Source organism: Bacillus sp. 01N42_2, assembly GCF_056399565.1.
The window spans coordinates 92,731-118,681 of record NZ_JBFTRO010000004.1 but is presented as its reverse complement, the minus strand read 5'-3'; the positions used below and the strand labels follow the sequence as shown (position 1 = coordinate 118,681).

General features: G+C 41.5%; 32 protein-coding genes and 4 pseudogenes. 25 read left to right on the top strand and 11 right to left on the bottom strand.

Translation table 11 applies throughout. From position 1 onward, the window contains the following. Window positions 1-75 precede the first annotated feature (75 nt). From AC1DN5_RS11150 to AC1DN5_RS11125, 6 genes are all read left to right on the top strand, one after another. Entirely contained in the window at window positions 76-510 is a 435-nt protein-coding gene (locus tag AC1DN5_RS11150) for a BrxA/BrxB family bacilliredoxin (protein ID WP_003153619.1), read from the top strand. 39 nt (window positions 511-549) lie between these two features. After that, window positions 550-1,320, top strand: a complete 771-nt coding sequence (locus tag AC1DN5_RS11145) for a class I SAM-dependent methyltransferase (protein ID WP_366969235.1) — start codon at window positions 550-552, stop codon at window positions 1,318-1,320. A gap of 264 nt (window positions 1,321-1,584) precedes the next feature. After that, window positions 1,585-2,193 (top strand): YpjP family protein, encoded by a 609-nt coding sequence (locus tag AC1DN5_RS11140; RefSeq protein WP_366969236.1) that lies wholly within the window; start codon window positions 1,585-1,587, stop codon window positions 2,191-2,193. Between the two features lie 99 nt (window positions 2,194-2,292). Beyond that, window positions 2,293-3,087: a thymidylate synthase gene (locus AC1DN5_RS11135; RefSeq protein WP_016936685.1), complete on the top strand. Its 795-nt coding sequence runs from the start codon at window positions 2,293-2,295 to the stop codon at window positions 3,085-3,087. Further along, window positions 3,084-3,569: a dihydrofolate reductase gene (locus AC1DN5_RS11130; protein ID WP_366969238.1), complete on the top strand. Its 486-nt coding sequence runs from the start codon at window positions 3,084-3,086 to the stop codon at window positions 3,567-3,569. Before AC1DN5_RS11135 ends, AC1DN5_RS11130 begins: the two co-directional genes overlap by 4 nt. Before the next feature lie 21 nt (window positions 3,570-3,590). Further along, complete coding sequence (locus AC1DN5_RS11125) at window positions 3,591-4,211, top strand: lysophospholipid acyltransferase family protein (RefSeq protein WP_188154162.1); 621 nt, start codon at window positions 3,591-3,593, stop codon at window positions 4,209-4,211. A 41-nt stretch (window positions 4,212-4,252) separates the two neighbouring features. On the opposite strand, the gene trhA is transcribed toward AC1DN5_RS11125, so the two are convergent. Both trhA and AC1DN5_RS11115 read right to left on the bottom strand, forming a co-directional pair. After that, entirely contained in the window at window positions 4,253-4,891 is a 639-nt protein-coding gene (gene trhA / locus AC1DN5_RS11120; protein WP_016936682.1) for a PAQR family membrane homeostasis protein TrhA, read from the bottom strand. A 15-nt stretch (window positions 4,892-4,906) separates the two neighbouring features. Then, window positions 4,907-5,893 carry a sigma 54-interacting transcriptional regulator gene (locus AC1DN5_RS11115; RefSeq protein WP_099745040.1) on the bottom strand — a complete coding sequence of 329 codons (987 nt, stop codon included), beginning with the start codon at window positions 5,891-5,893 and terminating at the stop codon, window positions 4,907-4,909. Window positions 5,894-6,077: 184 nt separating this feature from the next. On the opposite strand from AC1DN5_RS11115, the gene ilvA reads away from it, so the two are divergent. The 5 genes from ilvA to AC1DN5_RS11090 all read left to right on the top strand — a co-directional run bounded on the left by ilvA (window position 6,078) and on the right by AC1DN5_RS11090 (window position 9,776). Continuing rightward, window positions 6,078-7,346, top strand: coding sequence for a threonine ammonia-lyase IlvA (gene ilvA / locus AC1DN5_RS11110; RefSeq protein ID WP_016936680.1), 1,269 nt, complete (start codon window positions 6,078-6,080; stop codon window positions 7,344-7,346). Window positions 7,347-7,438: 92 nt separating this feature from the next. Then, window positions 7,439-7,690 (top strand): DUF2535 family protein, encoded by a 252-nt coding sequence (locus tag AC1DN5_RS11105; protein ID WP_047474519.1) that lies wholly within the window; start codon window positions 7,439-7,441, stop codon window positions 7,688-7,690. Between the two features lie 98 nt (window positions 7,691-7,788). Further along, a complete protein-coding gene (locus AC1DN5_RS11100; RefSeq protein ID WP_029575231.1) occupies window positions 7,789-8,370 on the top strand; it encodes an SCO family protein in 582 nt (193 codons plus the stop codon). Window positions 8,371-8,447: 77 nt separating this feature from the next. After that, window positions 8,448-9,203, top strand: a complete 756-nt coding sequence (locus AC1DN5_RS11095; protein WP_366969239.1) for an SGNH/GDSL hydrolase family protein — start codon at window positions 8,448-8,450, stop codon at window positions 9,201-9,203. Window positions 9,204-9,212: 9 nt separating this feature from the next. After that, window positions 9,213-9,776, top strand: coding sequence for a YpmS family protein (locus tag AC1DN5_RS11090; RefSeq protein ID WP_016936676.1), 564 nt, complete (start codon window positions 9,213-9,215; stop codon window positions 9,774-9,776). A 50-nt stretch (window positions 9,777-9,826) separates the two neighbouring features. Here the strand turns inward: AC1DN5_RS11090 and AC1DN5_RS11085 are convergent, their stop codons facing one another. Then, the gene (locus tag AC1DN5_RS11085) at window positions 9,827-10,252 is read right to left on the bottom strand and encodes a MarR family transcriptional regulator (protein WP_013352592.1); all 426 of its coding nucleotides are present in this window, start codon (window positions 10,250-10,252) and stop codon (window positions 9,827-9,829) included. Between the two features lie 133 nt (window positions 10,253-10,385). On the opposite strand from AC1DN5_RS11085, the gene msrA reads away from it, so the two are divergent. After that, on the top strand, window positions 10,386-10,919 hold the full coding sequence (gene msrA / locus AC1DN5_RS11080) for a peptide-methionine (S)-S-oxide reductase MsrA (protein ID WP_016936675.1): 534 nt from the start codon (window positions 10,386-10,388) through the stop codon (window positions 10,917-10,919). 1 nt (window position 10,920) lies between these two features. Next, entirely contained in the window at window positions 10,921-11,355 is a 435-nt protein-coding gene (gene msrB / locus AC1DN5_RS11075; RefSeq protein ID WP_366969241.1) for a peptide-methionine (R)-S-oxide reductase MsrB, read from the top strand. 41 nt (window positions 11,356-11,396) lie between these two features. On the opposite strand, the pseudogene AC1DN5_RS11070 reads toward msrB, so the two are convergent. The 3 genes and pseudogenes from AC1DN5_RS11070 to AC1DN5_RS11060 form a co-directional block, all read right to left on the bottom strand. After that, window positions 11,397-12,017 (bottom strand): annotated as a pseudogene (locus tag AC1DN5_RS11070) (polysaccharide biosynthesis protein); the annotation flags it as partial. Then, window positions 11,993-13,677, bottom strand: a pseudogene (locus AC1DN5_RS11065) (recombinase family protein). The pseudogenes AC1DN5_RS11065 and AC1DN5_RS11070, both read right to left, overlap by 25 nt. A gap of 510 nt (window positions 13,678-14,187) precedes the next feature. Continuing rightward, window positions 14,188-14,562 carry a YoqO family protein gene (locus AC1DN5_RS11060; RefSeq protein WP_016936662.1) on the bottom strand — a complete coding sequence of 125 codons (375 nt, stop codon included), beginning with the start codon at window positions 14,560-14,562 and terminating at the stop codon, window positions 14,188-14,190. Window positions 14,563-14,794: 232 nt separating this feature from the next. Here AC1DN5_RS11060 and AC1DN5_RS11055 point away from each other — a divergent pair, with 232 nt between their 5' ends. Beyond that, window positions 14,795-15,112: a hypothetical protein gene (locus AC1DN5_RS11055; RefSeq protein WP_366969243.1), complete on the top strand. Its 318-nt coding sequence runs from the start codon at window positions 14,795-14,797 to the stop codon at window positions 15,110-15,112. A 265-nt stretch (window positions 15,113-15,377) separates the two neighbouring features. On the opposite strand, the gene AC1DN5_RS11050 is transcribed toward AC1DN5_RS11055, so the two are convergent. Continuing rightward, window positions 15,378-15,758 (bottom strand): MerR family transcriptional regulator, encoded by a 381-nt coding sequence (locus AC1DN5_RS11050; protein ID WP_366969244.1) that lies wholly within the window; start codon window positions 15,756-15,758, stop codon window positions 15,378-15,380. A 95-nt stretch (window positions 15,759-15,853) separates the two neighbouring features. On the opposite strand from AC1DN5_RS11050, the gene AC1DN5_RS11045 reads away from it, so the two are divergent. Then, window positions 15,854-16,684, top strand: a complete 831-nt coding sequence (locus AC1DN5_RS11045) for an SDR family oxidoreductase (RefSeq protein ID WP_366969246.1) — start codon at window positions 15,854-15,856, stop codon at window positions 16,682-16,684. Window positions 16,685-16,822: 138 nt separating this feature from the next. Here the strand turns inward: AC1DN5_RS11045 and AC1DN5_RS11040 are convergent, their stop codons facing one another. Next, on the bottom strand, window positions 16,823-17,431 hold the full coding sequence (locus AC1DN5_RS11040) for a TetR/AcrR family transcriptional regulator (RefSeq protein WP_327815683.1): 609 nt from the start codon (window positions 17,429-17,431) through the stop codon (window positions 16,823-16,825). Between the two features lie 114 nt (window positions 17,432-17,545). On the opposite strand from AC1DN5_RS11040, the gene AC1DN5_RS11035 reads away from it, so the two are divergent. From AC1DN5_RS11035 to AC1DN5_RS11010, 6 genes are all read left to right on the top strand, one after another. Next, complete coding sequence (locus tag AC1DN5_RS11035; protein WP_049628849.1) at window positions 17,546-18,118, top strand: cysteine hydrolase family protein; 573 nt, start codon at window positions 17,546-17,548, stop codon at window positions 18,116-18,118. A 132-nt stretch (window positions 18,119-18,250) separates the two neighbouring features. Then, on the top strand, window positions 18,251-19,651 hold the full coding sequence (locus AC1DN5_RS11030; RefSeq protein ID WP_366969247.1) for an MFS transporter: 1,401 nt from the start codon (window positions 18,251-18,253) through the stop codon (window positions 19,649-19,651). Between the two features lie 339 nt (window positions 19,652-19,990). After that, window positions 19,991-20,209, top strand: coding sequence for a hypothetical protein (locus AC1DN5_RS11025; protein ID WP_366969248.1), 219 nt, complete (start codon window positions 19,991-19,993; stop codon window positions 20,207-20,209). Next, on the top strand, window positions 20,199-20,567 hold the full coding sequence (locus AC1DN5_RS11020; protein WP_366969249.1) for a right-handed parallel beta-helix repeat-containing protein: 369 nt from the start codon (window positions 20,199-20,201) through the stop codon (window positions 20,565-20,567). Before AC1DN5_RS11025 ends, AC1DN5_RS11020 begins: the two co-directional genes overlap by 11 nt. A gap of 243 nt (window positions 20,568-20,810) precedes the next feature. Continuing rightward, window positions 20,811-21,206: a hypothetical protein gene (locus AC1DN5_RS11015; RefSeq protein ID WP_366969250.1), complete on the top strand. Its 396-nt coding sequence runs from the start codon at window positions 20,811-20,813 to the stop codon at window positions 21,204-21,206. Between the two features lie 166 nt (window positions 21,207-21,372). Further along, window positions 21,373-21,894: a hypothetical protein gene (locus tag AC1DN5_RS11010; RefSeq protein WP_366969251.1), complete on the top strand. Its 522-nt coding sequence runs from the start codon at window positions 21,373-21,375 to the stop codon at window positions 21,892-21,894. A 37-nt stretch (window positions 21,895-21,931) separates the two neighbouring features. Here the strand turns inward: AC1DN5_RS11010 and AC1DN5_RS11005 are convergent, their stop codons facing one another. Next, window positions 21,932-22,168 (bottom strand): hypothetical protein, encoded by a 237-nt coding sequence (locus AC1DN5_RS11005; RefSeq protein WP_064778494.1) that lies wholly within the window; start codon window positions 22,166-22,168, stop codon window positions 21,932-21,934. A gap of 72 nt (window positions 22,169-22,240) precedes the next feature. Here AC1DN5_RS11005 and AC1DN5_RS11000 point away from each other — a divergent pair. From AC1DN5_RS11000 to sprB, 3 genes and pseudogenes are all read left to right on the top strand, one after another. Further along, window positions 22,241-22,345: pseudogene (locus tag AC1DN5_RS11000) on the top strand (hypothetical protein); the annotation flags it as partial. Between the two features lie 303 nt (window positions 22,346-22,648). Continuing rightward, window positions 22,649-22,831, top strand: a pseudogene (locus AC1DN5_RS10995) (hypothetical protein); the annotation flags it as partial. A 2-nt stretch (window positions 22,832-22,833) separates the two neighbouring features. Then, window positions 22,834-23,010, top strand: coding sequence for a recombination directionality factor SprB (gene sprB / locus AC1DN5_RS10990; protein ID WP_016936657.1), 177 nt, complete (start codon window positions 22,834-22,836; stop codon window positions 23,008-23,010). 33 nt (window positions 23,011-23,043) lie between these two features. Here the strand turns inward: sprB and AC1DN5_RS10985 are convergent, their stop codons facing one another. Continuing rightward, on the bottom strand, window positions 23,044-23,469 hold the full coding sequence (locus AC1DN5_RS10985) for an SDR family NAD(P)-dependent oxidoreductase (protein WP_016936656.1): 426 nt from the start codon (window positions 23,467-23,469) through the stop codon (window positions 23,044-23,046). Between the two features lie 318 nt (window positions 23,470-23,787). On the opposite strand from AC1DN5_RS10985, the gene phyC reads away from it, so the two are divergent. Continuing rightward, the gene (gene phyC / locus AC1DN5_RS10980) at window positions 23,788-24,939 is read left to right on the top strand and encodes a 3-phytase (protein WP_366969252.1); all 1,152 of its coding nucleotides are present in this window, start codon (window positions 23,788-23,790) and stop codon (window positions 24,937-24,939) included. Window positions 24,940-24,988: 49 nt separating this feature from the next. Here the strand turns inward: phyC and AC1DN5_RS10975 are convergent, their stop codons facing one another. Beyond that, window positions 24,989-25,945, bottom strand: coding sequence for a CgeB family protein (locus AC1DN5_RS10975; RefSeq protein WP_049628646.1), 957 nt, complete (start codon window positions 25,943-25,945; stop codon window positions 24,989-24,991). Window positions 25,946-25,951: the final 6 nt, after the last annotated feature.

Genomic DNA, 25,951 nt, shown 5'->3' with positions numbered 1-25,951 from the left:
GCCTGAACAATTGAATTCCGGCTCCCTCTATAGTATCCTTGACATCATATAAGGATTTTAGAGGGGGCTGTTTTTATGTCAATGGCTTATGAAGAATATATGCGCCAGCTGGTCGTGCCGATGCGCCGCGAGCTGACGGGCGCGGGTTTTCAGGAATTAACGACGGCGGAAGAAGTGGAAAGCTTTATGGAACAAGCTGAGGGCACGACATTGGTCGTTGTCAACTCCGTGTGCGGCTGTGCCGCGGGTCTTGCCCGTCCGGCTGCGACTCAGGCTGTTTTACAGCATGAAAAAGCGCCTGATCATACGGTTACCGTATTTGCCGGTCAAGATAAAGATGCGACTGCAAAAATGCGTGAATATTTTACGGGGCAGGAACCTTCCTCGCCATCAATGGCGCTGTTAAAAGGGAAAGAGGTCGTTCACTTTATTCCCCGCCACGAAATCGAAGGGCATGACATGGAGGAAATTATGAAAAATCTGACGGATGCCTTCGATGCACACTGCTGAAATGCCCGAATTCCGGGCATTTTCTTTTTGGAGAAATAAATGATCACAACCAGTTACAGACCTAGCGAATATACGATACACACAGCACAGTCTCTCAGTGACAGGCTGGGTGACACCTATTGCAGCCGCAATAAACAGCCCATTGAAAAAATGCTGGAACGAGCGGCAAACGATCTTTTGGTCATTGGAAAGGAACGGTTCGAACTTTACACGAAGCAAGGGGAAAAGTTCTTTTTTCACCCGAATACAGCGATGTTCCGGGCAAAGCGGTTTTTGAGAGGGGAAGCCGAGCCGATGTTAAAAGCAGCCGGTTTACGCGAAGGGGACTCCTTTTTAGATTGCACGCTCGGCTTGGCATCCGATGCGATTTTGGCAAGTATGGCTGTCGGAAAAAGCGGACAAGTAATCGGCCTGGAGAAAAATGAGCTTGTCTCATTGCTTGTTAAAACAGGCCTTCAAACGTGGGAAACCGGTATTGAACCGCTGCAAGCCGCCATGAAACGCATTCAAGTCAAGCATGCCGACTGCGCCGATTATTTGCGGGAGCTTCCTGATTCATCGGTAGATGTCATCTATTTTGACCCGATGTTTCACGAACCTGTTGAAACGTCAGACGGCATTGCGCCGCTCCGTGCGCTGGCAGAAGAAGGTTTTAACGAAGAGTGCATCACGCAAGCCGTTCGGGCGGCGAAAAAATGCGTAGTGCTTAAAGACCATTGGAAAAGCCCGCGATTTGAACGATACGGCTTCAAGGTGCTGAAAAGAAAAACGGCGCTTTTCCACTTCGGTGTCATTCATGTAAGCTCATGATATCATGAGCTTTTCTTTCGTTAATCAGTAATTTCCATGACGACAAAATAAAGCAGCGTGAGAAGTGATACAGTCGCAAATAAAGCGTTAATCATCTCATCCCCTCCTTTTTTCTCTATCTTATTGTAAGCGGTTTAGCCGCTCGGTCACAGTTACCAATTTCCCATATTGTATGATCATGCGCTTCAGGACATGACGCCGCGCTTTGATCTATGCTAGAATATAGGGACAAGAGGACAATAAAACAGAGGGGAACTATCTATCATGAAATTGTGGATGAAAAAGACCCTAGTGGTTCTGTTTACCATTGTAACGTTCGGGCTCGTGTCTCCTCCGGCTGCTCTGATGACAGACAAGCCTTCAGGACAGTCGAGCAGTCTTGAGCAGAATGATTACACCGCTTTTTATGATGAACACTCCCTGCCGGGGGAAGAGAAGGCAGGGCGGGAGCCTGAATTACAGTTTCAATCGTATCAGCAGCAGCTTCTCGGTGATGCTGAAAATCAATCATTTTTAAAATTCGGGAGCAAAATCTCTCCGGTCATTGAAGATGATTACAGAAGTGAAATTCTGCCGAAAATCGAAGATGTGATCACAGGGCATTTAGCCAATTTTCAAGATGATGAAGCGTATCAGGATGTGGTCATTTCCAGCAAGCCGTCGGCCGGAAAAACCGAAAAAATTTTTCATGTGTATAACAGGCTGACGGGTGAAGATCTTTTAAGATTCCACGTCCGCCGGGATCACCCTCCGCAAGACGGCTACTGGTTTAATTTTCATTACCATACCGCTGAAGACGGATTCCAATCACACCATGAGCTCGGCAGCATTTATTGGGACCGGAATACGCCGCCTGACTGGATGAGCGTGTAATAACGTGAAGAAATAAAAAAATCATTTCTGAGAAATTTTGCAGAAATGATTTTTTATTGTGTTACACTACTAAAAGACTACGTTAAAAGGATGAAAAAGATGAAACAATATAAAGATTTGTGCCGTCATGTGTTAGAAAACGGAGAAAAAAAAGGAGACCGTACGGGAACGGGCACGATCAGCACGTTCGGCTACCAAATGCGGTTTAACCTTCAGGAAGGTTTCCCGATGCTTACGACGAAAAAGCTCCATTTTAAATCAATCGCGCACGAGCTGCTTTGGTTTTTAAAAGGAGACACGAATGTCCGCTATCTTCAGGAAAACGGAGTACGCATCTGGAACGAATGGGCCGATGAAAACGGAGAGCTTGGACCGGTTTACGGCTCTCAATGGCGCTCATGGCGCGGAGCGGACGGCGAGACGATTGATCAAATCTCCCGGCTGGTTCATGACATCAAGACCAATCCGAATTCCCGGCGTTTAATCGTCAGTGCGTGGAATGTCGGCGAAATTGATCATATGGCGCTTCCTCCTTGCCACTGCCTGTTTCAGTTTTATGTCGCTGACGGAAAACTGTCGTGCCAGCTTTACCAGCGGTCGGCGGATGTCTTTCTCGGCGTGCCGTTTAATATCGCGTCTTATGCGCTTTTAACAATGATGATCGCGCATGTGACGGGTCTTGAACCGGGTGAGTTTGTTCATACGTTCGGAGACGTCCACATTTATCAAAACCATGTGGAACAGGTGAATTTGCAGCTGACAAGAGATGTCCGCCCGCTGCCGAAACTGCGGTTTGCGCGCAACGTTGATTCTATTTTTGATTTTACGTTTGAAGACTTTATCATTGAGGATTATGACCCGCATCCGCATATAAAAGGAGCTGTAAGCGTATGATTTCGTTTATTTTTGCGATGGATGAAAACCGGCTGATCGGAAAAGATAACGATCTGCCTTGGCACCTTCCGGACGATCTCGCATATTTCAAAAAAGTGACGACGGGGCATACCATTGTGATGGGGCGGAAAACGTTTGAATCAATCGGACGTCCGCTTCCGAATCGGCGTAACATCGTTGTAACTTCACGGGACGAATCCTTATTTCAAGGCTGTACTGTCGCTTCCTCGGCTGAGGAAGTGCTCAAACTGATCCCGGAGAATGAAGAATGCTTTGTAATCGGCGGCGCCCAGCTGTACAGTGCGCTCTTTCCATATGCGGACAGACTCTACATGACTAAAATTCATCATGTCTTTGAAGGTGACCGTTTTTTTCCGGAGTTTAATGAAGCTGAATGGGAATTGACATCCCGCAGACAGGGAGTAAAAGATGAAAAAAACCCTTACGATTATGAGTACCTTGTATACGAGAAAAAGAATTGAGATCGAGCAGGGGGACAAGAATTGATTCGTTACGGCTGCCTTGTCATGTACGTTGTATTTATGTTCATGAAAAATATTCAGGAATATATCAATCTAAAAGAGCTTGACCCGCGGCTTTCTTTTCAAAAACAGATGAAACGGGTGTACGAACAGCCCAAAGCGTTTATGAGAGGCTGCATTGACTTGTCGGGATCGGTAATCAGCATTCATCATGATCGGCCGATACCGGACGGACCTGTATTGTATGTGCATCCGAGATTAGGTGTGGGTGATCTTGTGCTGCTTGCGGGACATCTTGAAGATCCGGCTGGTTTTATCGCCGGCAAGAAAGCTTTTCGGATGCCGTTTCTGGGGAATTGGCTGAGACTGATGGGTGTCATTTGTGACGGAGAAAGCCGGGACGTGCGTCAGGAGGCGGAAGTCAGCCTGCAAAAAGGACAAAGCCTGATTCTTTCTGAAGACGGCAAAATCAATCCGGAGGAACTGGCCCTGCGTTTTGATCTTCCGATTGTTCCGGTCAGCACAACGGGAACAGACCGGCTGCTTCGGGGCAGATTCTTGAAACGGCTGAAACCGGCTGACATTGAATTGCATGTCAAGCCCGCTTATTATCCGGCCGTTCAAAAACGGCTCCGTGCATAAAAAAAGCACAGTCTCTTTACGAGAGGCTGTGCTTTTTTATTTCAGATAAAGGGAACTTTGACACAATAAAATAAAATACAGAAAAACATTGAGGCGCTGCCGCCTAAAACAAAGCTGTGCCAAATGGCGTGATGAAACGGGATCTTTCTCCAAATATAAAAAACGGTGCCGGCGGAATATAATAAGCCGCCGAGAAGAAGAAGGCCGAATCCCGGGCCTGACAGCGAAGCGTACAGCGGTTTAATGGCGACGATAATCAGCCAGCCCATCATTAAATAGACAAGCGTTGAAAAAATGATAAACCGCTTCACGAAAAAGATTTTAAACACGATGCCTCCGAGGGCAAGCGACCAAACGATAATTAAAAGAGTCAGGCCGAGTGCGCCTTTAAGCGGCCCTAATAAAAATGGCGTATATGTCCCCGCTATCAAGACGTAAATCGCGGAATGATCCACAATCTCAAGAATGTCTTTCGTTTTTTTATGCTGAATGCTGTGCAGAAGAGTCGAGCTGAGATACAGAAGCAGCATTGAGGCGCCGAAAATCGAGAAGCTGGCGATGTCTGTCGGCGATCCGTATTTTACCGCGAAGATAATGAGAAAAATCAGCGCCGGAATCGACAGCAATACACCGATTCCGTGTGTGATGGCATTTGCGATTTCTTCTTTAATCGTGAACAATCAAATGTCCTCCTTTTAAAGGATTTGTTTTTGCAGTGACTGCAAAAAGCCTAACCCTTCTATTGTGATTTTTGTTCCTGCGCGTCCCCGGCCTTTTGTGACATAGTTCATCTTTTCTAAGTAATCAAGCCTGTTTCTGACCTGCTGAGGCGTCAATGTCATTGTGCCGTTCTCACTTAATTCGGATATGCTCCGTCTGCTGGCGGGTTCGCCTTTGGCATTTAAGCCTTTGATTGATTCCAAAATAAACAAAAATTCTTCTTTCTCCATCAATGTCAGGCGCTTTTCTTTTTTCTTGGCGGTTTTCGCTTTCTGGCTGTTTTTGATATACGGCGGGACATCCTCGGGATAAATCGTACCGCCGGAGGCTGCCGCAGCCATATAATGCGCCGCGTTTTGAAGCTCTCTGATGTTGCCGTTAAAGGTGTGCCGCTCAAACAGCGGATAAACGGACGGATCGAGATGCAATTGCTGCCCAGAGGCTGCCAGCATATGCTGAAGAAGGAGCGGTATATCGCCTTTTCGTTCAGATAAAGCAGGGAGCGGAAGGCATAACACGTGAAGCCTGTAAAATAAATCTTTGCTGAACGTGTTTTCCGCATCGGCAAGATCCGCCGTGCTGCTTGCAATGATGCGGGCGGAAAGCCCGGCATCAAGCTCCGAAAGAAGGCGGGCCTGTACCGACAGCGGCATGTCTCCGATTTCATATAAGAATAATGTTCCGCGGCGGGCCCTATTTAATGCACCTTCAGCACAGAACAGTTCATGATTGAGCCGCTCTTCGCTTTGGCTGCAGTGAACGGTAATAAATAGTTCGCTGTTTCTGCGGGATTTATGGTGGATCGCTGCGGCCATTTGTTTTTTTCCGGTTCCGACTTCACCCGTGATGAAGACCGGCAGATCCGATAAGGCGAATTTGGCGGCCAATCGTTTCGTTTCTAAAAAGGATTTATGTTCGCCGGCTAGCTGATGAAAGGGATCAGATTGTTCAATTACAGTCATGAATTGGCTCCTTTTGGTTCTAATTGGTTTAAGTATAACATGTTTTCACCTTTGAAAATATCTTTTTCTCGCGAATCGGTTTATTTAATTTTATTTACGAAATTCAAATAATTATCTTATTATTTGAATATTCATGTTATAATGGCATATTAAATAGGGATTTAAATAAGAAAGGACTCTGTAAATGAAACCGTTACTTAAAGAAGACTCTCTCATCCAGGTAAAAGACATTTTAAAAGCGCACCAAAACGTAAAGGACGTTGTGATACATACGCCTTTGCAGAGGAATGACAGACTTTCTGAGAGATATGACTGCAATATCTATTTGAAAAGAGAAGACCTTCAGGTGGTCAGATCATTTAAGCTCAGAGGGGCTTATAATAAAATGAGACAGCTCTCAAAAGAGCAGACTGAAAACGGAATTGTCTGCGCCAGTGCGGGAAACCACGCGCAGGGGGTTGCGTTCTCATGCAAACATCTCGGCATTCACGGCAAGATTTTTATGCCGTCAACCACACCGAGACAAAAGGTATCTCAAGTGGAGCTGTTCGGAAAAGAATTTGTTGAAATCATATTGACGGGTGACACTTTCGATGATGCATATAAGAGTTCTGCGGAATGCTGTGAAAAGGAAAACCGCACGTTTATTCATCCGTTTGACGATCCGGACGTCATGGCGGGGCAGGGAACGGCTGCCATTGAAATTTTAAATGACATTGACGTTGAGCCGCATTTCCTCTTTGCGAGTGTAGGGGGAGGAGGACTCCTTTCCGGTCTCGGCACGTACATGAAAAACATTTCGCCGGAAACAAAAATCATAGCGGTGGAGCCGAAGGGCGCAGCTACATATTTTGAATCGAAAAAAGCCGGACAAGTCATTGAACTTGAGAAAATCGATAAATTTGTTGACGGGGCGGCTGTAAAAAAAATCGGCGCGGAAACTTTTCAGACGCTTGAAACCGTAGTTGATGACATTCTTCTTGTCCCGGAAGGAAAAGTGTGCAGCACAATTCTCGAATTATACAATCAATGCGCCATCGTAGCTGAGCCGGCGGGAGCATTGTCCGTGTCGGCACTTGATCTGTACAAGGAAGAGATTAAAGGAAAAAACGTCATCTGTGTGGTCAGCGGAGGGAATAACGACATCGGCAGAATGCAGGAGATGAAGGAACGCTCCATGATTTATGAGGGGCTGCAGCACTATTTTATCGTTAATTTCCCGCAAAGGGCGGGAGCGCTTCGCGAATACCTTGATGAAGTGCTCGGGCCTGATGATGACATCACCCGATTTGAATATACGAAAAAAAATAATAAAAGCAGCGGACCTGCATTGGTCGGTATTGAGCTGAAACATCGGGAAGATTACGGCGCGCTCATTGCCCGGATGGACCAAAAAGGATTTCATTACGTAGAAGTGAATAAAGATCAGGACCTGTTCCACCTGTTAATCTGACTTTTTTTAGAACGGCCGCGCAAAATGACAGACACGCTTTCTCAGATTGTATATAATAAAAAGAAAACAATCGAAAAAGAAGGATTGATATCTTGTTACTCAAAAGCCTAGAGTTCAAACGACAGGACGGGATTCAGGTGAAAGTGACAGAAATACCGGTTGTCACGAAAGGTGAACATTATTTTTTTCAAATTCATCGGCACCTTGAGCTTTATTTGAGAGAAGTTTTTGCTTCACGAAGTGTGAGAACAGTGTATTCATTCCGACAATATGTTAAGCGCCGTATGAAGTGGAAAGATTACGAGGCCGTTTTCAACCAAGAGGTATTAAAACATAACGCATGACGGCGCGCATTCCTTAGCGCCCTCCTTTTGATAAGGGAGGGTGCGGGGATTTTTTTATGATGAATGCTGTAAGCGTTTTATCCATGGGGGGAATGGAAATGAAAAAAATGAAAAGCTTCGCTGCCGTCATCTGTTTGCTGCTCTTGTGCGCCTGCGGGGGGAAGACGATAAAAGACCCGCTGAACTATCAGATTGAGCCGTTTTCATATCAGAACCAAGACGGAAAAACAGTGTCACTGAAAAGCCTGAAGGGGCATGTCTGGATTGCGGATTTTATGTTTACAAATTGTAATTCGGTCTGTCCGCCGATGACAGCCCATATGACTGAACTGCAAAAAAGACTGAAGGCTGAGAACCCGGATGTGCGGATTGTGTCGTTCAGTGTAGATCCTGAAAATGATACGCCTAAACAGCTGAAAGCATTTGCTTCCAAATATCCGCTCTCACTTCGCAACTGGGATTTTCTGACCGGTTACAGCCAAAAGGACATTGAAGATTTTGCGCTGAACAGCTTTAAAGCAATCGTCAACAAGCCGAAGGGGGAAGATCAGGTCATACATAAAACTTCTTTTTATTTAGTCGGACCTGACGGCAAGGTGCTTAAAGATTATGACGGCGTGCAGAAAGTTCCGTATGATGACATCCTCTCAGATGTCAAAGCGGCTGAGAAGCTCAAGTAAACTGGCAGATTAGACATTTTCAAATCTGAAAAAACATGTTACACTTTCCACTAGTAGACGGGGAAGGAGCAACCAGATTGAAGCTGCGAATGTTCTCATTGATCGCCGGACTGGCCTTGCTTTTATCAGCTTGTTCTGTCCAGCGCACCGGTTCTGATGCTGAAGAACCGAAAACGAAAGATCATATTGTCATAGCTGCGGTCGGAGATTCATTGACTGAAGGAGTAGGAGATTCTGACGGTTCAGGATACGTCGGCAAGGTGGCGGATTCCCTTAAGAAAAAGGGACATGTGAAAACGGTAGATATTAAAAATTATGCGGTGCAGGGCGACAAGACGTCTGACCTGCTTAAAAAGCTTGATGATAAAAAAGTGCAGAAATCATTGAAGGGCGCCGACTATATCTTTTTTACCATCGGCGGTAATGATTTAATGAAGGTGCTCCGCCAGAACGTTATGCAGCTGACGGTTCAGCCGTTCCAAAAGGAAGAGAAACCTTTTGAAAAACAGTTCAAGGCGATCATTTCAAAAATACGCAAATACAATCAAAACGCTGAGCTGGTGTATGTCAGCATGTACAATCCGTTCACATTTACGCTGCCTGAGTTAAAAGAGATTAACGGGGTTGTGACTGATTGGAACCAGATCGCCGCAAAAGAGCTGAAAAAAGATCCTCACGCCGCCGCGGTGAATGTTGAAGACTTGTTCAGTCAAAAAAGCGGCAGCAGCCGGATTTCAAAGGATGATGATTTTCATCCGAATGCAAAAGGGTATGCACTCATCGCCGATCGATTGTACGGCACTATTGAAAAACAAGGGTTACCAGCAGAATAGGGTGAAATGATGAAGAAATGGAAATCGCTGTTTTTTATTCTTCTTGCACTCAATGTGATTGCCGCCGCGGTAATTGTGACATTGATGGTTATGCCGGGAGAACAGGCGAAAATACAAGATGAGACAAAAAGCGAGTACGGCTTTCATATCACCAGCTCCAAAGAATCACTTGCCAGGTTTGTGAATTCGTACTTAAAAGAGAAGGCATCGAATCAGCTTGACTACAAAGTGGACATCAATAACGACGTGCACGTAGCCGGTAAAATCAAGGCGTTCTCAACATCCATTAATGCGGTTGTCACATTTGAACCGTCCGTACAAAAGAACGGAGATGTGGTTCTGAAAGTGACGAAGTTTTCATTAGGTGAATTAAGCCTTCCGATCAGCTTTGTGCTGAATTATATGGACAGCTTTTACGAACTGCCGTCATTTGTGCACGTTCATCCAAGTGATAAAAGCATTGAGGTCCGTCTGTCAGAAATGCCATTAGACAACGGTATGTATGTTAAGGCTGATAAAATCAATCTCGACACGGATGAAATTGAATTTTCCTATTATCATCCGAAGCAATAAGTTTTCATAAAAAAACACAGATCCTTTCTGGGATTTGTGTTTTTTACGTTTCAGCGTTTTTTATCCAGCTTGCTGAACAGTTTGATTAACGTTGCGAGCTCTTCATCAGAGTAACAGTCAAACCGTTTAAAAAAGTATTCTGTTTTTTTCTGGTTGAAATGATCGACAATTTTCTCCCCGTCTTCCGTAATATGGATTCTGATAATTCGTCTGTCCTCTTTAGAACGGATGCGGGTGATCCATTCCTTTTCTACTAAAGCGTCGGTCACTGCGGTAATGTGGCTTGCGGAGACCTCAAGAATGGGAGCGAATTCCGTAACTTTTTTAGGGCCTTGTTCACTGAGAATCCGTAAAATGGTGAATTCGTTCCTGGACAGCTCTTTATCTAGAATTTCATTAACTTCATTTCTGATTTGTTTAAACACTTTTCGAAGCAAAGCTTCCATATCATACATCATTTGTGTTCTTACTTTCAAATCATGAACCTCCAATATGTAGTCAGCGCGGTATTCGGCTTATGCTTCCCCTGAAGAAAGCAGAATTATTTTTATTCTGTTTATACATGCTATAATATAATAATACCACGTATGAACAAAGGAGGGCACCCGTATGTCAGAAAAAAAAGAAATCGCCACATTTGCAGGCGGCTGTTTTTGGTGCATGGTGAAGCCGTTTGACGAACAGCCCGGAATTGAAAGAGTGGTGTCCGGCTATACAGGAGGCCATACTGAGAATCCGACTTACGAAGAAGTGTGCAGTGAAACGACCGGCCACAGGGAAGCCGTTCAAATCACATTTCAACCAGACATTTTCCCGTATGAAAAGCTTGTCGAGCTGTTTTGGCAGCAGATCGACCCGACTGACGCAGGCGGCCAGTTTGCGGACCGCGGCAGTTCATATCGGGCGGCGATTTATTACCATAATGATGAACAAAAAGAGATAGCTGAAGCCTCAAAAAAACGGCTTGAAGACAGCGGCATCTTTAAAAAGCCGATCGTGACAGACATTTTAAAGGCTGAGCCTTTTTATGAAGCGGAAGGCTATCATCAGCATTTTTATAAGAAAAATCCTGATCACTACGGGCGCTACCGTGTAGGCTCCGGACGTCAAGGATTTCTGGATGAACATTGGAGGGACAGATAGGATGGCTCTAAATAAAGACGAAAAAATCAAATCATTAAACCGCATGCAATACGAAGTCACGCAAAACAACGGAACAGAGCCGCCATTTCAAAATGAATTTTGGGATCACAAAGAAGAGGGGCTTTATGTTGATATCATTTCAGGAAAACCCTTGTTTACTTCTCTGGATAAATTCGATTCTCATTGCGGATGGCCGAGTTTTACCAAACCGATTGAGGAAGAAGAGGTTGACGAAAAACTGGACACGAGCCACGGGATGTTCCGGACGGAAGTGAGAAGCAAAACAGCGGACTCCCACTTGGGCCACGTTTTTAATGACGGCCCTGGGCCGACCGGTCTCCGTTATTGCATTAACTCTGCGGCACTCCGTTTTATTCCGAAAGACAAGCTGAAGGAAGAAGGCTATGAAACCTATCAGCATTTATTTGAGAAATAGAGCTCAGCAATGAGGCCTGCCGATTTAGACAGGCCTTTTTTCTATGCTTTTTTTTCTTCATGTAATCGTTCAATTATCTTTACGACTGTGTCTGTTGTGATGAGCGGCGCTTGATCGGATTGATATCTGGGGAGATTGACCTTCCGGAATTCAGGGTGTTTGGCGGGGTCCGGCAATATCGCGTAAAGATTGCCCCATTCATATAAAGATTCCGTTTCATGAGGAGAGGTCAGTTCTTCGTGAAGTTTCTCCCCGGGGCGTTTTCCTACTTCAACAGCGGCGGGGCGGGGCAGTCCGTGCCGGATCGCATATTCCTCAAACCCGTGAAGCAGTTCTTCAAGCCTCAGGGACTCCATTTTAAAAATAAACGTTTCTCCGCCCTTTGTAATCGCCGCAGATTGCAGGGTAAGCATTGCTGCGTCATCAATCGACATAAAAAACCTCGTCATATTTTTATCCGTAATGGTGAGCGGGCCGCCATCCATCAGCTGTTCAAATAATATAGGAATAACAGAACCGCGTGAACCGAGGACATTGCCGAAGCGGACCGAACAAAACACCGTACCGCGGTTTTGAACATGATGATTAGCCTGATGAAACAGCTTCTCGGACAACAGCTTCGTAGCTCCCATTGTGTTTACCGGAGAAACGGCTTTATCGGTTTTTTAAGATATTTACTGCATTTTGAGGGACTATCAGTGACGGTGAGATCGAAAACGAAAAATTAAACCTTAGGATAGGGGTGATTTCAAACTGAGCTGGAATTGGCCCTTTTCTTTTTTGTGTCATATTAACGATAACTTCTTTGAAGACCATTCTTAATAGCGCGTTCTTTTTCTCTGTGTTTGATTCAATGTGATATTGATCAATTATCTTATTTATGTTGTTTCTGACTGTATTACTGTCTATTTCTGTTTGCGCTTCCTGAGTTTCATTGACCTCATTCTTGGCAATTTGGAGTGCTTCAAATTCTTCATCTAAAACAGCTTTTCTTTTCAAAAAAAGTTCATCAGTGTAAATGCCGCTTTCATATTTCTCGAAGATAAAATTCTCTTTGTTTTTTAATTCTTGTTCTTTTTGTGAAAGATATTCACATATTTGCTTCTTTGTTTTCACATTATTATTTCCGTCTTCGTATTTAGAAATCATTGAAATGATATGTTTTGTTAAAGTCTTATTATCTAAGTTGTTTAAAGAAGAGAGGTAATCCATAATGGCATTTTCAACATCGTTATACCTCACATAAGTGCATTTATTCTTTTTGCAAGTGAGTGATTTAACGTGATACACACTTTTGGTGCCGTTTTTGTTTTCTCGCGTTCGCTTAGTTTCATATTTAGATAATGGTTCACCGCACTTGGAACAAGTGCATACGCCTGCCAATTCACTTAATTCCAATGTATTTTTATTAGGCAGCAAGGGGACTTTGTTTGCAATTTTCTCTTGTGATTGTTGAAATTGCTCTTGATCTATTATGGGGGCATGTGCATCCGGTACTACAATTTGTTCCTTTTCAGGTCTAATTGTTCGTTTACCGTCTTTTGTTTTTTCTCTAACCTTATATTTAACAGTTCCGATATACGCTTCGTTTTGCAGAATTGCTTTAATTGTGTATTGATTCCAGCGCTTTTTTCCTGATGGAGTAGGTATTTGTAATTTTGTTAAGTGAGAAGCAATCGCTGTATAACTATAATCTTTTCCATTCAACCCATTTAAAAAGATGTTAAAGATGAATTGAACGACTTTTGCTTCTTCCTCGACGGGGACTAGTTTGGATGTTTTTTTGTTCAACCTGTATCCAAAAGGCGCTAGTCCGGAAATCCACTTCCCTTGCGCCGCATATGTGTATTTAGCGCCTGTCATACGCTCTCTGGTCATTTCAAATTCTTCTCTGGCCATAAATAATTCAAAACGAATCTGACGCATGTCTGCAGGATTTCGAGGGTCATAAACTTTATATGGTGTAATGATAATTAATCGCTTGCTTTGAAGAAGGTTAACTATTTGTCCGGCATCACTGTAGCTCCCGCGGCTGAGTCTTGTTAATTCTTTAACAGCAATTGCCTGGTACTTGCCTTCCTCGAGGTCTTTAAGACATTCTTTAAAAACGGGGCGACCCTCAATGCTTTCTCCTGACCCGATTTCCATTTTTAATTCATAGGGGATTTCAATCGACTTCAGTATTTTATTCATGAGTTCTTTTTGTTCAGTTAGCGTATCTTCGCCTGTTCTTTTTTCTCGCTCCATATCCTGACGGGAGCGTCTAAGATAACCCAAAATATTTGTAATGTTGTAAGAATTAACGATGTTTTTTAACTCCAAAAAATCAGCACCTCCTCTTTATTGTATTTACTGTAAAAACAGAAGTATTCGTACAATATTCTGTCTGACATTGAATACGAAAATAGCCTAATAAATTGTAAGGGCTGTATTCTTTAAGATCCATTCTAATCGTATTCATTTTTTAATTAAACGCCGACTGTCATTAACAGGGTTTTTTTGCTCATACCTTGAAAAGTCAATGCATTTCATTAGTGGCAGATAAGAATGGGTGACAATTCTTCAAATCAGTTTAAAATGGGGTGATTTTATTGACTAACTTTATCCATAAGACTATCCAAAGGTAATTTAATGATAAATTTTGGTAAAAAATGAAGAAGAGTTCATTAAGATGGAGTGCAAAACACAGCGGTATAAATGATGAGGAATTAAGAATCGTTCTGAATCAATTCATCATTGACAGAAGAGAGTCTGCAAAAGTCGATATTGCGTTTGATTATGTACATAGAAGACGGCATAAAAAGAAATGGTTAGCTAAAAAAAGGCAAAGAGTCAATGCTCTTTACCATCAGGTGTTTTCCTTAAGCGGTCTGCCATATGCTTAATTAAACTAAGCGCAGCAGTCACTAATCCAATAACTAAAACAATTTCAAGTAAAAGGATAAATCCAAAATTTAAACCGCGACTTTCAAAGTAATCACCAGTAAAAAAGAGCAATTGATAAATTCCAAGCATTAGTACAATAAAGGAAGCGCCTATAATAGCCAGAGACTTTTTAGAGAACTCCTTAGTATGTTCAAAATTATAAACCAATAAGAACAAAAATAGACAAGCCATGGCGATCTTTTGAGTCAATGAATCACTTGCTGAAAACTCATGCACAAGTAAGGAGATAATTAACCCAGTCATTCCGATTATTTTGTTCATGATTTCACCTGCTTTGAATAAGTATGATCTGGTGTCAGCTTACCAATTAAAGGGGATTTTCTCAAGATGATACACATTAAAGTTAAATTAAAATCGTGATTTTAACTATTTATTAAGAGGAGACAAAATGAACATTAACATTGCAAAGATTCCTACTTATGAACACAGGATTGGTTCTAATCGCAGCCGAGGACACAATTATTGAACCTGGTGAAATCCCAGTGGATACGAAATGCAGATTCGGCCGCTGACTGGGATCACGCGTAAGACGGTGGTTGTACATAATATTGCACAGAAAATTGGGGAGGAAGATACAATATACCATTTCGTTAATGGTGGTTGGGAAAAAACCGAAAAGGACGAGTTTTTTTACGATTTCAATATTGATGATTATCGTTATGGAAGTATATTTGTTCCGAATAGCACGTACAAAATTCGCAAAGGTGATCGTATCGCACAAGCATTAATCAAGCCGGTCATTATCAAAAGTCCAATTCGTGAAAAGATCTATAAGAATTTGGCTCTGTTAAAGAATCGTGTTGATTTTTAAATTAACATCATAGCTTGGTATTTAATAACTTAGTTCAGTTTTGGAAAAATAAAAAACATATGAAAATGCATGCAAATTCGGCATGCATTTTTTTGTTATATCAAGTTTTATTGCGTTACTTGCATTGAAACTATATACCAATTTGCAAATCAACTTTCAATACTGAAATTTCCATTGAAGCCTTGCAAATTTATGTGAAAAACGATTTTAAATACATGTACAAGTCAAACCAATGCACAACTTAGTCAGAATATCGAAACTTTAACTAGGAATTGGTCTTTTCTGGGTCATTCATCATTGTGATTCTGTATTCCAACATCATGTTAAGAGTTCCAAGCATCTGTTCCATTTCGTCCTTCTTACGTTCGATTTCTATTATCTTTTGGCGAATCCATTCAATTACTTGTTGATTGGTACGTGTATTTGAATCACGATCTTGCAAAATTTCCTTCACTTCCGTTAGTGAACAACCCACCCCTTGAAACTTCTTTACCAGATTCAGACGTTCAATCGCTTTTTCTGTATAGTTACGATAGTTATTTTCCTCTCTCCGTATATGCCGACTGTCTAATAAACCTTCCTTTTCATAAAAACGAATGGTGTGGACTGATAAACCTGTCTTTTCTGATAATTCTCCAATCTTCATAAAAATCTCTCCTCGATTTAATTTGCCTTAGAGTTAACTCTATAGTATAGAATCAACTTGTTCAATAAATAGTACAACTCAAGGAGGGCATTTTTATGCGTATTTTTGTGACAGGAGCAACAGGTTACATCGGGTCTGCTGTCGTCCGAGAACTCATCGATGCTGGTCATAAAGTTGTCGGCCTTACACGTTCTGACAATGGTGCCATGGCGCTGAAGGAAGCTGGGGCTGAGGTGCACCATGGAGCCCTTGATAACCTCGACAGTCTTCGCAGCGGAGCCGCATCTGCGGATGGTGTCATTCACCTGGCGTTTAAGAACGACTTCTCGGACTTCGCTGGTTCGCTCGCAACGGACCTGCGTGCAATTGAGGCGATTGGGGAGGTGCTCGAAGACTCCAACAAGCCGTTTGTGACCACTGCTCATGCAAACGGAAAGGCATCGGATAATGCGGTGATCGCACTGGCTGAGCGTGGGGCGCGGACATCGATTGTGGAGCTTCCGCCGTCCGTCCACGGCGTGGGCGATAAGGGCTTCGTACCGAGGCTCATCAACATTTCCCGTGAAAAGGGTGTCTCTGCTTACATTGGCGATGGATCCAACCGTTGGTCAGCCGTACATCGGCTTGATGCGGCACGCCTATTCCGTTTGGCCTTGGAATCGGCCCCAGCAGGAACACGGCTTCAAGGGGTCGGAGATGAAGGTATAGCATTTCGAGACATAGCAAGCGTCATCGGTAAGCATCTGAACTTGCGCGCAGTCAGCATTTCACATGAAGAGGCAGATGCACACTTTGGCTTTCTTGGCTTAATTGCCGCTCTTGATTTACCGAAGTCAAGCACACTGGCCCAAAAACTCTTGGGATGGCGGCCTGTGCACCCAACACTTATCTCGGACCTAGAGCAGGGTCACTATTTCAAAAGTTAATCTTTAGCCCTTTTCATTACGAAAAGGGCTGTTTTGTTAAAATTGAGGCTTACGAAGGATTATATGCTACATTGAAAAAAACATAAAAAATATAGAGGCGGAGTAAATGACCGAAACTAAAGCGAACACAATTACTGCTTAATCAGATATAAACGTTGAGTAGAGTTGCTCCAAAATAATTTCAGGAGAATAACCGCGAACTTCTCTTTGAAATAAATAAAAATCACTCCTTAAAGCTTGAAGTAACGTATCCGATCTAAATACATTGTTAACTTTCGGGAATCTGGTTTCGTATATTTCTTCAAAAAGATTGACGAATATTTGGTGTAATTCACTATAAATCGGACCTTTTGATAGGGGATTGCGGCTTTTGCTTGGAGCAGCATCTTCAACACCTTTAAGCAATTGAGCTTTATTTTCTCTGAATTGGATAAATAAACTTAGTACGCCTTTAAATCGTAACCGGGGTGACTCTTCTCTATGCTCCTCTAAATACGCATCTATATCCTCAAATAGTAGAACTACGTTGTCCCTAATTAAATCAAGGCACAATTCTCCCTTATTTTTATAACGTCGATAAAGAGTTCCGGGACCGATTTTTGCTTCTGTTGCGATCTGATTCATGCTAACCTCTTCAACACCATTTTGTTCAAATAATTTAAAAGCAGCATCTAAAATACGTTGGCGGTTCTCAGCTGCGTCACGACGTTCAGTGTGCTTATGTAATATTTTTTTATCATTAACCATGCAAATATCACTCCAAAAAATGATTATATAATTGACAAGTGGAGATATCTCCGTTTATTATTAAAAGGAGAGCTCTCCACTTATTGTATCCTATTGAAAAGGAGATTACAACATATGTTAAATCAAAATGGTAAAACTGCACTATTAGTAATGGATCTGCAAAATGGAATCGTACCACATTTAGGAGAAAATCTAGAACAAGCTTTAATGCCATTTCAAAAGGCAATAAAAGCCGCCCGTAAACATTCTATTCCAGTTATTTTTGTCAGGGTCGGATTTAGTGAGGGTTATCCGGAGGTCAGCACGAAAAACAAGGCTTTTTCAGCTATAAGTAAGTATGGTGCTATGACGGTCAATGATCATGCAACACAAATTTATGAATCCGTCCAACCCGAAGCAAATGAACCTGTTATTACGAAATATAGAGTTAGTGCTTTTAGTGGAAGTAATCTGGAAATGATCTTACGGGCGCAACAAATTGAGTCACTTGTTCTCAGTGGAATATCTACAAGTGGGGTCGTTTTATCCACTTTAAGAGAAGCAGCGGACAAAGACTTTGAAATTAAAGTGTTAAATGACGCTTGTTTTGATCCAGATCCAGAGGTTCACCGAGTTCTAATGGAAAAGGTATTTCCACGTCAAGCCGATGTGTTAACGGTCCAATCTTGGATTGCTGCATTGAATTAAACAAAGAGGGTCTGTTTCCGTTATGGGAAATAGACCCGACTAATTTGCCTTCAGTTTTTCTATGATTTACACAGTCGTTTTTTATGGTTCCCGAAACCTTTCGAGATGAAATGAAGGAAGGAAGGAATAAATTTGTCTATATTTGGTATCAGCAGGAAGGCTGTAAATAAAAATCATTTTAATCAAAAACTGGTTGCTCCAATGGTTTTAGGTTCCATTCTCAATCCTATTAACTCTTCGATCATTTCAGTTGCTTTAATTCCAATTGGTCAGGCGTTTGGAGTACCGCCTTCTCAAACAGCATGGCTTGTTTCTGCTTTATATCTTGCTACGGCAATTGGACAGCCAGTTGTAGGAAAGTTAATTGATATTTTTGGTCCAAGACTTCTTTTTTTAATTGCATCATCATTAGTAGGTATCTCTAGTTTAATCGCAATCTTTGCCCCTAATATTTGGTGGCTTGTTTGCTCAAGAGTTCTACTTGGTTTTGGAACCTGCGCTGGTTATCCGGCCTCTATGTATCTTATCCGTAGTGAAGCAGAGCGAACAGGTGAGGAAAGTTCAACGAGTATTCTTACATTATTAACGATTTCTAGCCAAACGATTGCTGTTGTTGGACCAACCTTAGGGGGGCTGCTTATTGAATTTGGCGGTTGGCAAAGTATATTTATCGTAAATATTCCTTTATCATTAGCCTGTGTGTTCTTAGGTTACTACCGGTTTCCAAGGGGGTTAGGAGATTCCCTTAGCAAAGAGGAGAAAAATACTTCCATTGATTTTATTGGTATCATTTTCTTTGGAATCACCTTAATTTCTGCTCTCCTTTTCTTAATGAGTCCGAATTGGCATAATGTATATTTATTAATAATTGCAATCATCTCCGGTGTCATTTTTACTGGCTTCGAGTTGAGAATCAAAAATCCTTTTATGGATTTACGATTATTAGGCGGGAATACTCCCTTGTTATTAACGTATACCAGAGGTTTGCTTTCAGCTACCGTATCATACAGTTTTCTTTATGGATATACCCAATGGTTAGAAACAGGCACGGGGCTGTCCCCTTCACATTCTGGTCTGTTGTTATTGCCGATGTTTTTAACGTCGATCATCATTTCTAAAACAACCGGAAAAAATCCTGCAATCCATATGAAATTGATTGTAGGGAGTATCGTTCAGTTTATTGCTATGTCACTGCTGTTATTTACAAATCATTCAAGCAGTCTTATTTATCTTGTTGTCATTGCTATACTTTTCGGAATACCTCAAGGCATATTGAATTTGGCTAATCAAAATGCGGTCTATTTTCAGGCTGCTTCCAAACAAATGGGCGCTTCAGCAGGTTTGTTAAGAACCTTTATGTACATGGGAGCTATGCTGGCTTCTGCTGCCAATGGATTGTTTTTAAAATCCGAAGCTATTACAAATGGTCTCCACAATGCAGCAATATTCAGTTTAGTCATTTGTTTGATTCTAATTATTACCCTATTCGATCGATCATTGAGCAAAGTTGGAAAAAAACACATGAATTTGTGAAAAGGAATTTTTATATTTTTCTATAGTCAGCAATCAGTCAATTTGTTGAACAAGAATTAAACGGGTGAAACATATTAGACATGTATAATATGTTTCACCCGTTATTTTTTGTGGCTTTTTACGATTTAGATATTAATAACTGAAATTCGGTAATATAACTATCCCTCGAATGGCTCTTTGATTGAACGCAGTAACATTGGCGATACAAACAAAATATCACCTCCTTAGAACATAATAGCTAAGCGAAGGTGATATATAAAGCGATATGGCAGTAGTGTTTCAAGCACAGAGTCAGGAAACAGAGTTCAAATTGATGGTAATACGATCAGTGGCTTTGAAGTGGGCATTTATAGAGGAAAGGGCGGCACAGTATCAAATAATAGTTTTGAAAAAATAAAAGCAAGTTCTATTGCAACACATCAAGCAGAGGACTTCTTAATTACGGACAACAGGATAGAGAACAGTGATTGTGTCCAAGTCCAGGTTAGAAACTCAAATGATATTAAGGTAAGGAACAGGAACGAGCTCATCATATGCTGCAAAGATAATGGATTCTAGCCGAATCAGTCTCGTTAATAATGAGTTTGCTAATGTATACGGTGGAATTTATTGCGAAAGGTCTCAGTCAGTTCGTTTAAAGGGAAAGGACTTGTTGTTAAGTGGGAGTGGATACGGCATCTATTGGGACAAAGACTCTTTTGTCTCACTACATCGAAATGAAATTCATGAGCCTAGGAATGTTGCAATTAAAGGTACTCCTGAGAAATACAGTTGCCAGATTAATGAGAATCAGATTTATTTCTGTAAATCATTAATCGCCATTCAACTGACTGGCGGTTCAGAACAGATATTAAAGGATAATGAAATCATGTTCAATCGTTCAGCAGATCAAGGATATGGCGTTTATTTTGGATAATACAAACAAGGCACGTCTCGTAAGAAACGATGCGCGTGGAATTGGAGGTAAGTTATTATCTCACCCGTATTGTATAGATAAAGCAAAGAATACAACCTTAATTCATAACACATATGATACTGGAACGCTGAAGACTGCAGAAGGGGACGTAGTCATTTAAGGCTACGTAAATATTCAATATCTTAATATTGAGAAATTTGAGATATAATAAAGAAGCAAATACAAAGAAGGGGATTGGTTCAAATGGAAAAAAGAAAAATACAAGGGTTGTTAAGTTTTGAAATTGTTAAGAAAAAAGATGGTTTATTAGGTGAATTGAAATCAGCTTTAAAAGAACTATTTAAAACGTACATTGAAACTACTCCGATTGAAATTGAAAAATTAGAATTTGAAGAACGGGATAATGAAATCAGGGTAGAATATGAGTTCACAAATGTAATTTTCCATTATAAACATCAATTTAGTGATGACAAATTCCGTGAAAGGACATCAACAAAAAATAATGCAGAGCTTGGACGAGCCATCTTTGAATTTTATACCAAGCTTCTAGTAGAGAGCTTTTTCAAAGACTATTTGAAAGTTTCAACAAGACATACAGAAATAACATTTTTTAAATTTAAAGGGTATGAAACGATTTAGATAAACAAAAAGTTGACAGGGCGTAACCAGCTTTGTCAACTTTATTAGATTAAATAAAACTGTAGTTTTAATAGAAAATAAATTTAATAGAAAGTGGTTTATATGGATATTTTTAGGGTAACATCTGAGTGTAATATAATCAAAACACTCAGAGGAGGAATTAGGTTTGAAAAACAACATTGGTAAAATTGGAGTTGTTGGAACTTTACTCGTAAGTGGTTTGCTTTGTGATTTTGGAGCAGGGGTAAATGCAAAAGAGCTCAATCATAGTAGGACTGATACTGAAAGCAACTACCACCAACCAATCAATGTACTTAAGACCGCCTCAAATATTAAGAATCCAAGTTTTTCAACAACTGCAGATGATTGGCAAGATGCCGGAACTACATACGGCGATACCAAGTTTGACAAGTATTCGACTGCTGCAGTCGTTCAAACATTAGGATTTGCATTAAATTTGCCAACAGGGGGATGGTCTTCTTATTTAGCTGGACTAGCTAACATGATTATTCTAGGTGAATATAAAATTGTTTACTTTAAGGATAAGCAGGAATTTAAGATGGCAGGAGCAACTCTAATGACAAAGCACCATGTAACGATTTATGAAGATAAGGATCGAAAGAAAAAAATCGGAAGTGACAGCTTTATCATCACAGACAAAGGCGGCCCAAAAGTTGCTGAAATGTAAAGGATAAAAAATAGTCCTCCCTTAGGTGGGAGGATTATTATATGCTGTTTATTATGCTGTAAACTAATGCTACAACAAACAATGGATATGAAATAATGGCAATTAATTTTGAGGATTTACTCTTATTTTTTTCAAATGTGTATATGAGTGCAAATCCTAAAAAGAATATCGTGACAAACCAAGAGGAATAGGACGGGAACAATGCAATAAGTAAGACAATAAGAGTGGATAACGCGAAAGAAGAGTTTAGCGTTATTTTCTGATTGTTTTCCAAATGAACCACCTCCTTACATGTATTCCCCCATATAAAAACACTTAAACATTATACTTAAGGGAGCTTGATTAAATGATTAACATTTTAAGTGAAGAGCAAGATGAAGCAATCTGTTATTTCAAGAACAAGCTGAACATATCCTTAATAAATTTTGAACTGCTTAGAGATAAACACGAAGGAATATCATATTGAACAGAAATAATGTCTTCAAATCTGACCTCATTCTTCATTTGCTTATCTTTTGTTGAGGATGTGTTAAAGCTGGTGAGAGTTCAATTGGATACTAGTGAAGAAGTAATGTTCATTGACGTTGGTTCTATATATGAAGCATTCCTGCCACAACGTTTATTTGTGGATTGTTGGCTCAGATGATGAGAAGGCACATTTATATTTTCCAAGGCTGAATGATAATTGGAGAGTAATTGAAAAAGACTATAGGAAAGCGGATGCCAAGAACACATTTTTGAATTACGGAGTACCGTGAACGAACAAAGCTGCTTTCCCATATTCATATGCGAAGAGATCGTTTCTGAACGCTGGATAAAGAAAAAAGTAAACCATACATATTATTTGAACAAGCTTTGCGAGGCTTTGATAAAGAAAGAACAGTCAAGAGACGAACCATTATATACATATAATACTCCTGTGAAAGCGGGGGTGTAGCTTTGGAACCTTACCAACGTTATGAGGAATTAAAGAAGAAAACAATAAAGGTTGTCCATAAAGATAATTACGGTATCCGCTATATAAATCAGGATGAAGCAAGTAATGACTTAGATGAATTTTATAAACAATTTGCTCAGCATTTATTGGAGGCTGCTTTGGAAAGGAGTGCAGAGTAAGCTTCTTTTTTTGATTTGTTTGTAGTCAGTATCCTAATAAACGGCTTTATCGGTACTGATATTAATCACATGCGCCACCTCTTGCAGCAAAGCGGCTTCTGCGACATTTTGTCCGCCGATAAGGTTGGTTTGAATGGCTTCAAACGGATGATCCTCACAAGTCGGAACCTGCTTCAGCGCAGCGGCGTGAAAGACAATATCAACACCTTTCATCACTTGGTTTACTCTTCTGTAGTCACGTACATCGCCGAGCACAAATGACAGTCTTTGTTCATCCGCGTATTTTTGTTTCATCACATATTGTTTGCTGTCATCTTTGCTGAATACAATGACTTCTTTAGGCGTTAAGAGCAAAAGGCGTTTAACAATTTGGCTTCCGATTGACCCTGTCCCGCCGGTGACGAGAACAGTTTTATCGTGAAAAAATGGTTTTAGCTCTACTGCTTGCTGTTTAGGCATGGCTTATCCTCCAACTCTCGTTTCTCTACCATGCATCATATGTTGAACAATTTCAGCGAGTTAATGAAAGCAACCAATAATTCAAAAATTAGAGAAAATCATTAATCTGATGCGCTTTCATTTCGCTTGAGCCAATTAATAGAAAAAGAATTACTAACAAATCATTGTACTAAATATTCACTTGTAATTCTGCTCCCGTCTTTTTTTCTTCTCTCAACACGAATTTTCACTTTCTTACAATTTTCACAAAAACTTAACACTGATGATTCTGTATGTATTTTACAATTGAAGTGCAGGTTTAAAAAAGGAGGAAGTAAAATGAATCATTCAAAAACACTTTTGTTAACCGCGGCAGCCGGACTGATGCTCACATGCGGTGCCGTTTCTTCTGAGGCCAAGCATAAGCTGTCTGATCCTTATCATTTTACCGTCAATGCGGCGGCGGAAACGGAACCTGTTGATACAGCCGGTGATGCGGCGGACGATCCTGCGATTTGGCTGGACCCCAAAACTCCTCAGAACAGCAAATTGATTACGACCAATAAAAAATCAGGCTTAGTCGTTTACAGTCTCGATGGTAAGATGCTTCATTCCTATAATACCGGGAAACTGAACAATGTCGATATCCGCTATGATTTTCCGTTGAACGGAAAAAAAGTCGATATTGCGGCAGCATCCAACCGGTCTGAAGGGAAAAATACAGTTGAGATCTACGCCATTGACGGAAAGAACGGCACATTGCAAAGCATTACAGATCCAAAAAATCCAATTGCATCAGCAATTGATGAAGTATACGGTTTCAGCTTGTACCACAGTCAAAAAACGGGAAAATATTACGCGATGGTGACAGGGAAAGAGGGCGAATTTGAGCAATATGAATTAAAGGCGGACAAAAATGGATACATATCCGGCAAGAAGGTAAGGGCATTTAAAATGAATTCTCAGACGGAAGGAATGGCAGCAGACGATGAATACGGCAGTCTTTATATCGCGGAAGAGGATGAAGCCATTTGGAAGTTCAGCGCCGAACCGGACGGCGGCAGTGACGGAACGGTTATCGACCGAGCCGACGGCAGGCATTTAACGCCTGACATTGAAGGATTGACGATTTACTACGCTGCTGACGGTAAAGGCTATCTGCTGGCATCAAGTCAGGGAAACAGCAGCTATGCCATTTATGACAGACAAGGACAGAACAAATATGTGGCGGATTTTCGCATTACAGACGGGCCTGAAACAGACGGCACAAGCGATACGGACGGAATTGACGTTCTGGGCTTCGGGCTGGGGCCAAAATATCCGTTCGGTCTTTTTGTCGCACAGGATGGGGAAAATATAGATCACAGCCAAAAGGCAAATCAAAATTTTAAAATAGTGCCATGGGAAAGAATTGCTGATAAAATCGGCTTCCGCCCACAGGTCAATAAGCAGGTTGACCCGCGAAAACTGACCGACAGAAGCGGAAAATAAACATACAAAAAGCAGCTTGGATAAGCTGCTTTTTCATGTGAAGAGCGTTTCATGAGAAAGTATCGGAGCGAATAGCCGTAAGCACGGCCGGAAGCTGGTCATACGTGTAAGCCGGCACTGTCTCTTGATAATTAAGCGCCGCAATTCGTTCACGTTCAGTTGGGTTTGTCATATAAAATTGGATCTTATCCGCAAAATCCGCAAGCCCGCTGTAAGAAACAAAGGATGAAAAAGGGGGCGCGGGAGATAGATCTGTCAGCTGAAATGTCTGACAGGCCGCAATGTCAAAGCTTCTCGTATTTAAACTGATATTTTGGATGCCGCGTCCATTCTGATTGAGCGCAAACCGGTAAGAACGGTGCGGGTTTAAGACCACGTCTGCGCTGTTGTAATACAATGCGGCATGTTCAGGTTCAATCCATTCATCCATTATGAGCACATTTTTCTGTCTGGCGATTGTTTTAGGCAGATGTCTGCGCCATCCCTTCCCGATGATACGAAGCGTATACGGAAGCTTCGCCGCTGCTTTCACGAGTTCAACACGATTCGGATACGGATATCCGATCAGAAGCAGATTGGTGTGAAGAGAAGCGTCAGGCGCTTGTTTCGTAAAAATCCGCTGATTAACGGGAATCGGGACATAATATACGTGCTGTAAGCCCATTTGCCGATAAGCATCAAGAGCGTTTTGTTCTATGGTCAAAACGGCATCGGCGAGCGGGGCGATTTTCGCGCTCACATCAAAATAAAAAGGGTCCTCCGTCAGCCATAGATAGACGGGAATCTGCTCTGTTCTCAGCCATTGAAGCCATTCTGACGGAATACGGTCGCCCGCCATCATCAGACTGATGTCAGGTTTGAATGCCCGTATGCTGCTGATTGTATCTTCCTGAAGCTCAGAAACAGAAAAAAAGCGGACGGAAGACTGTAAAAAACCTTCCTCGATCCAGCGGTCAAAATACGTGTAAATGCCTTTATATCCTGAACGGATATATAGAACGTTCATCTGCTG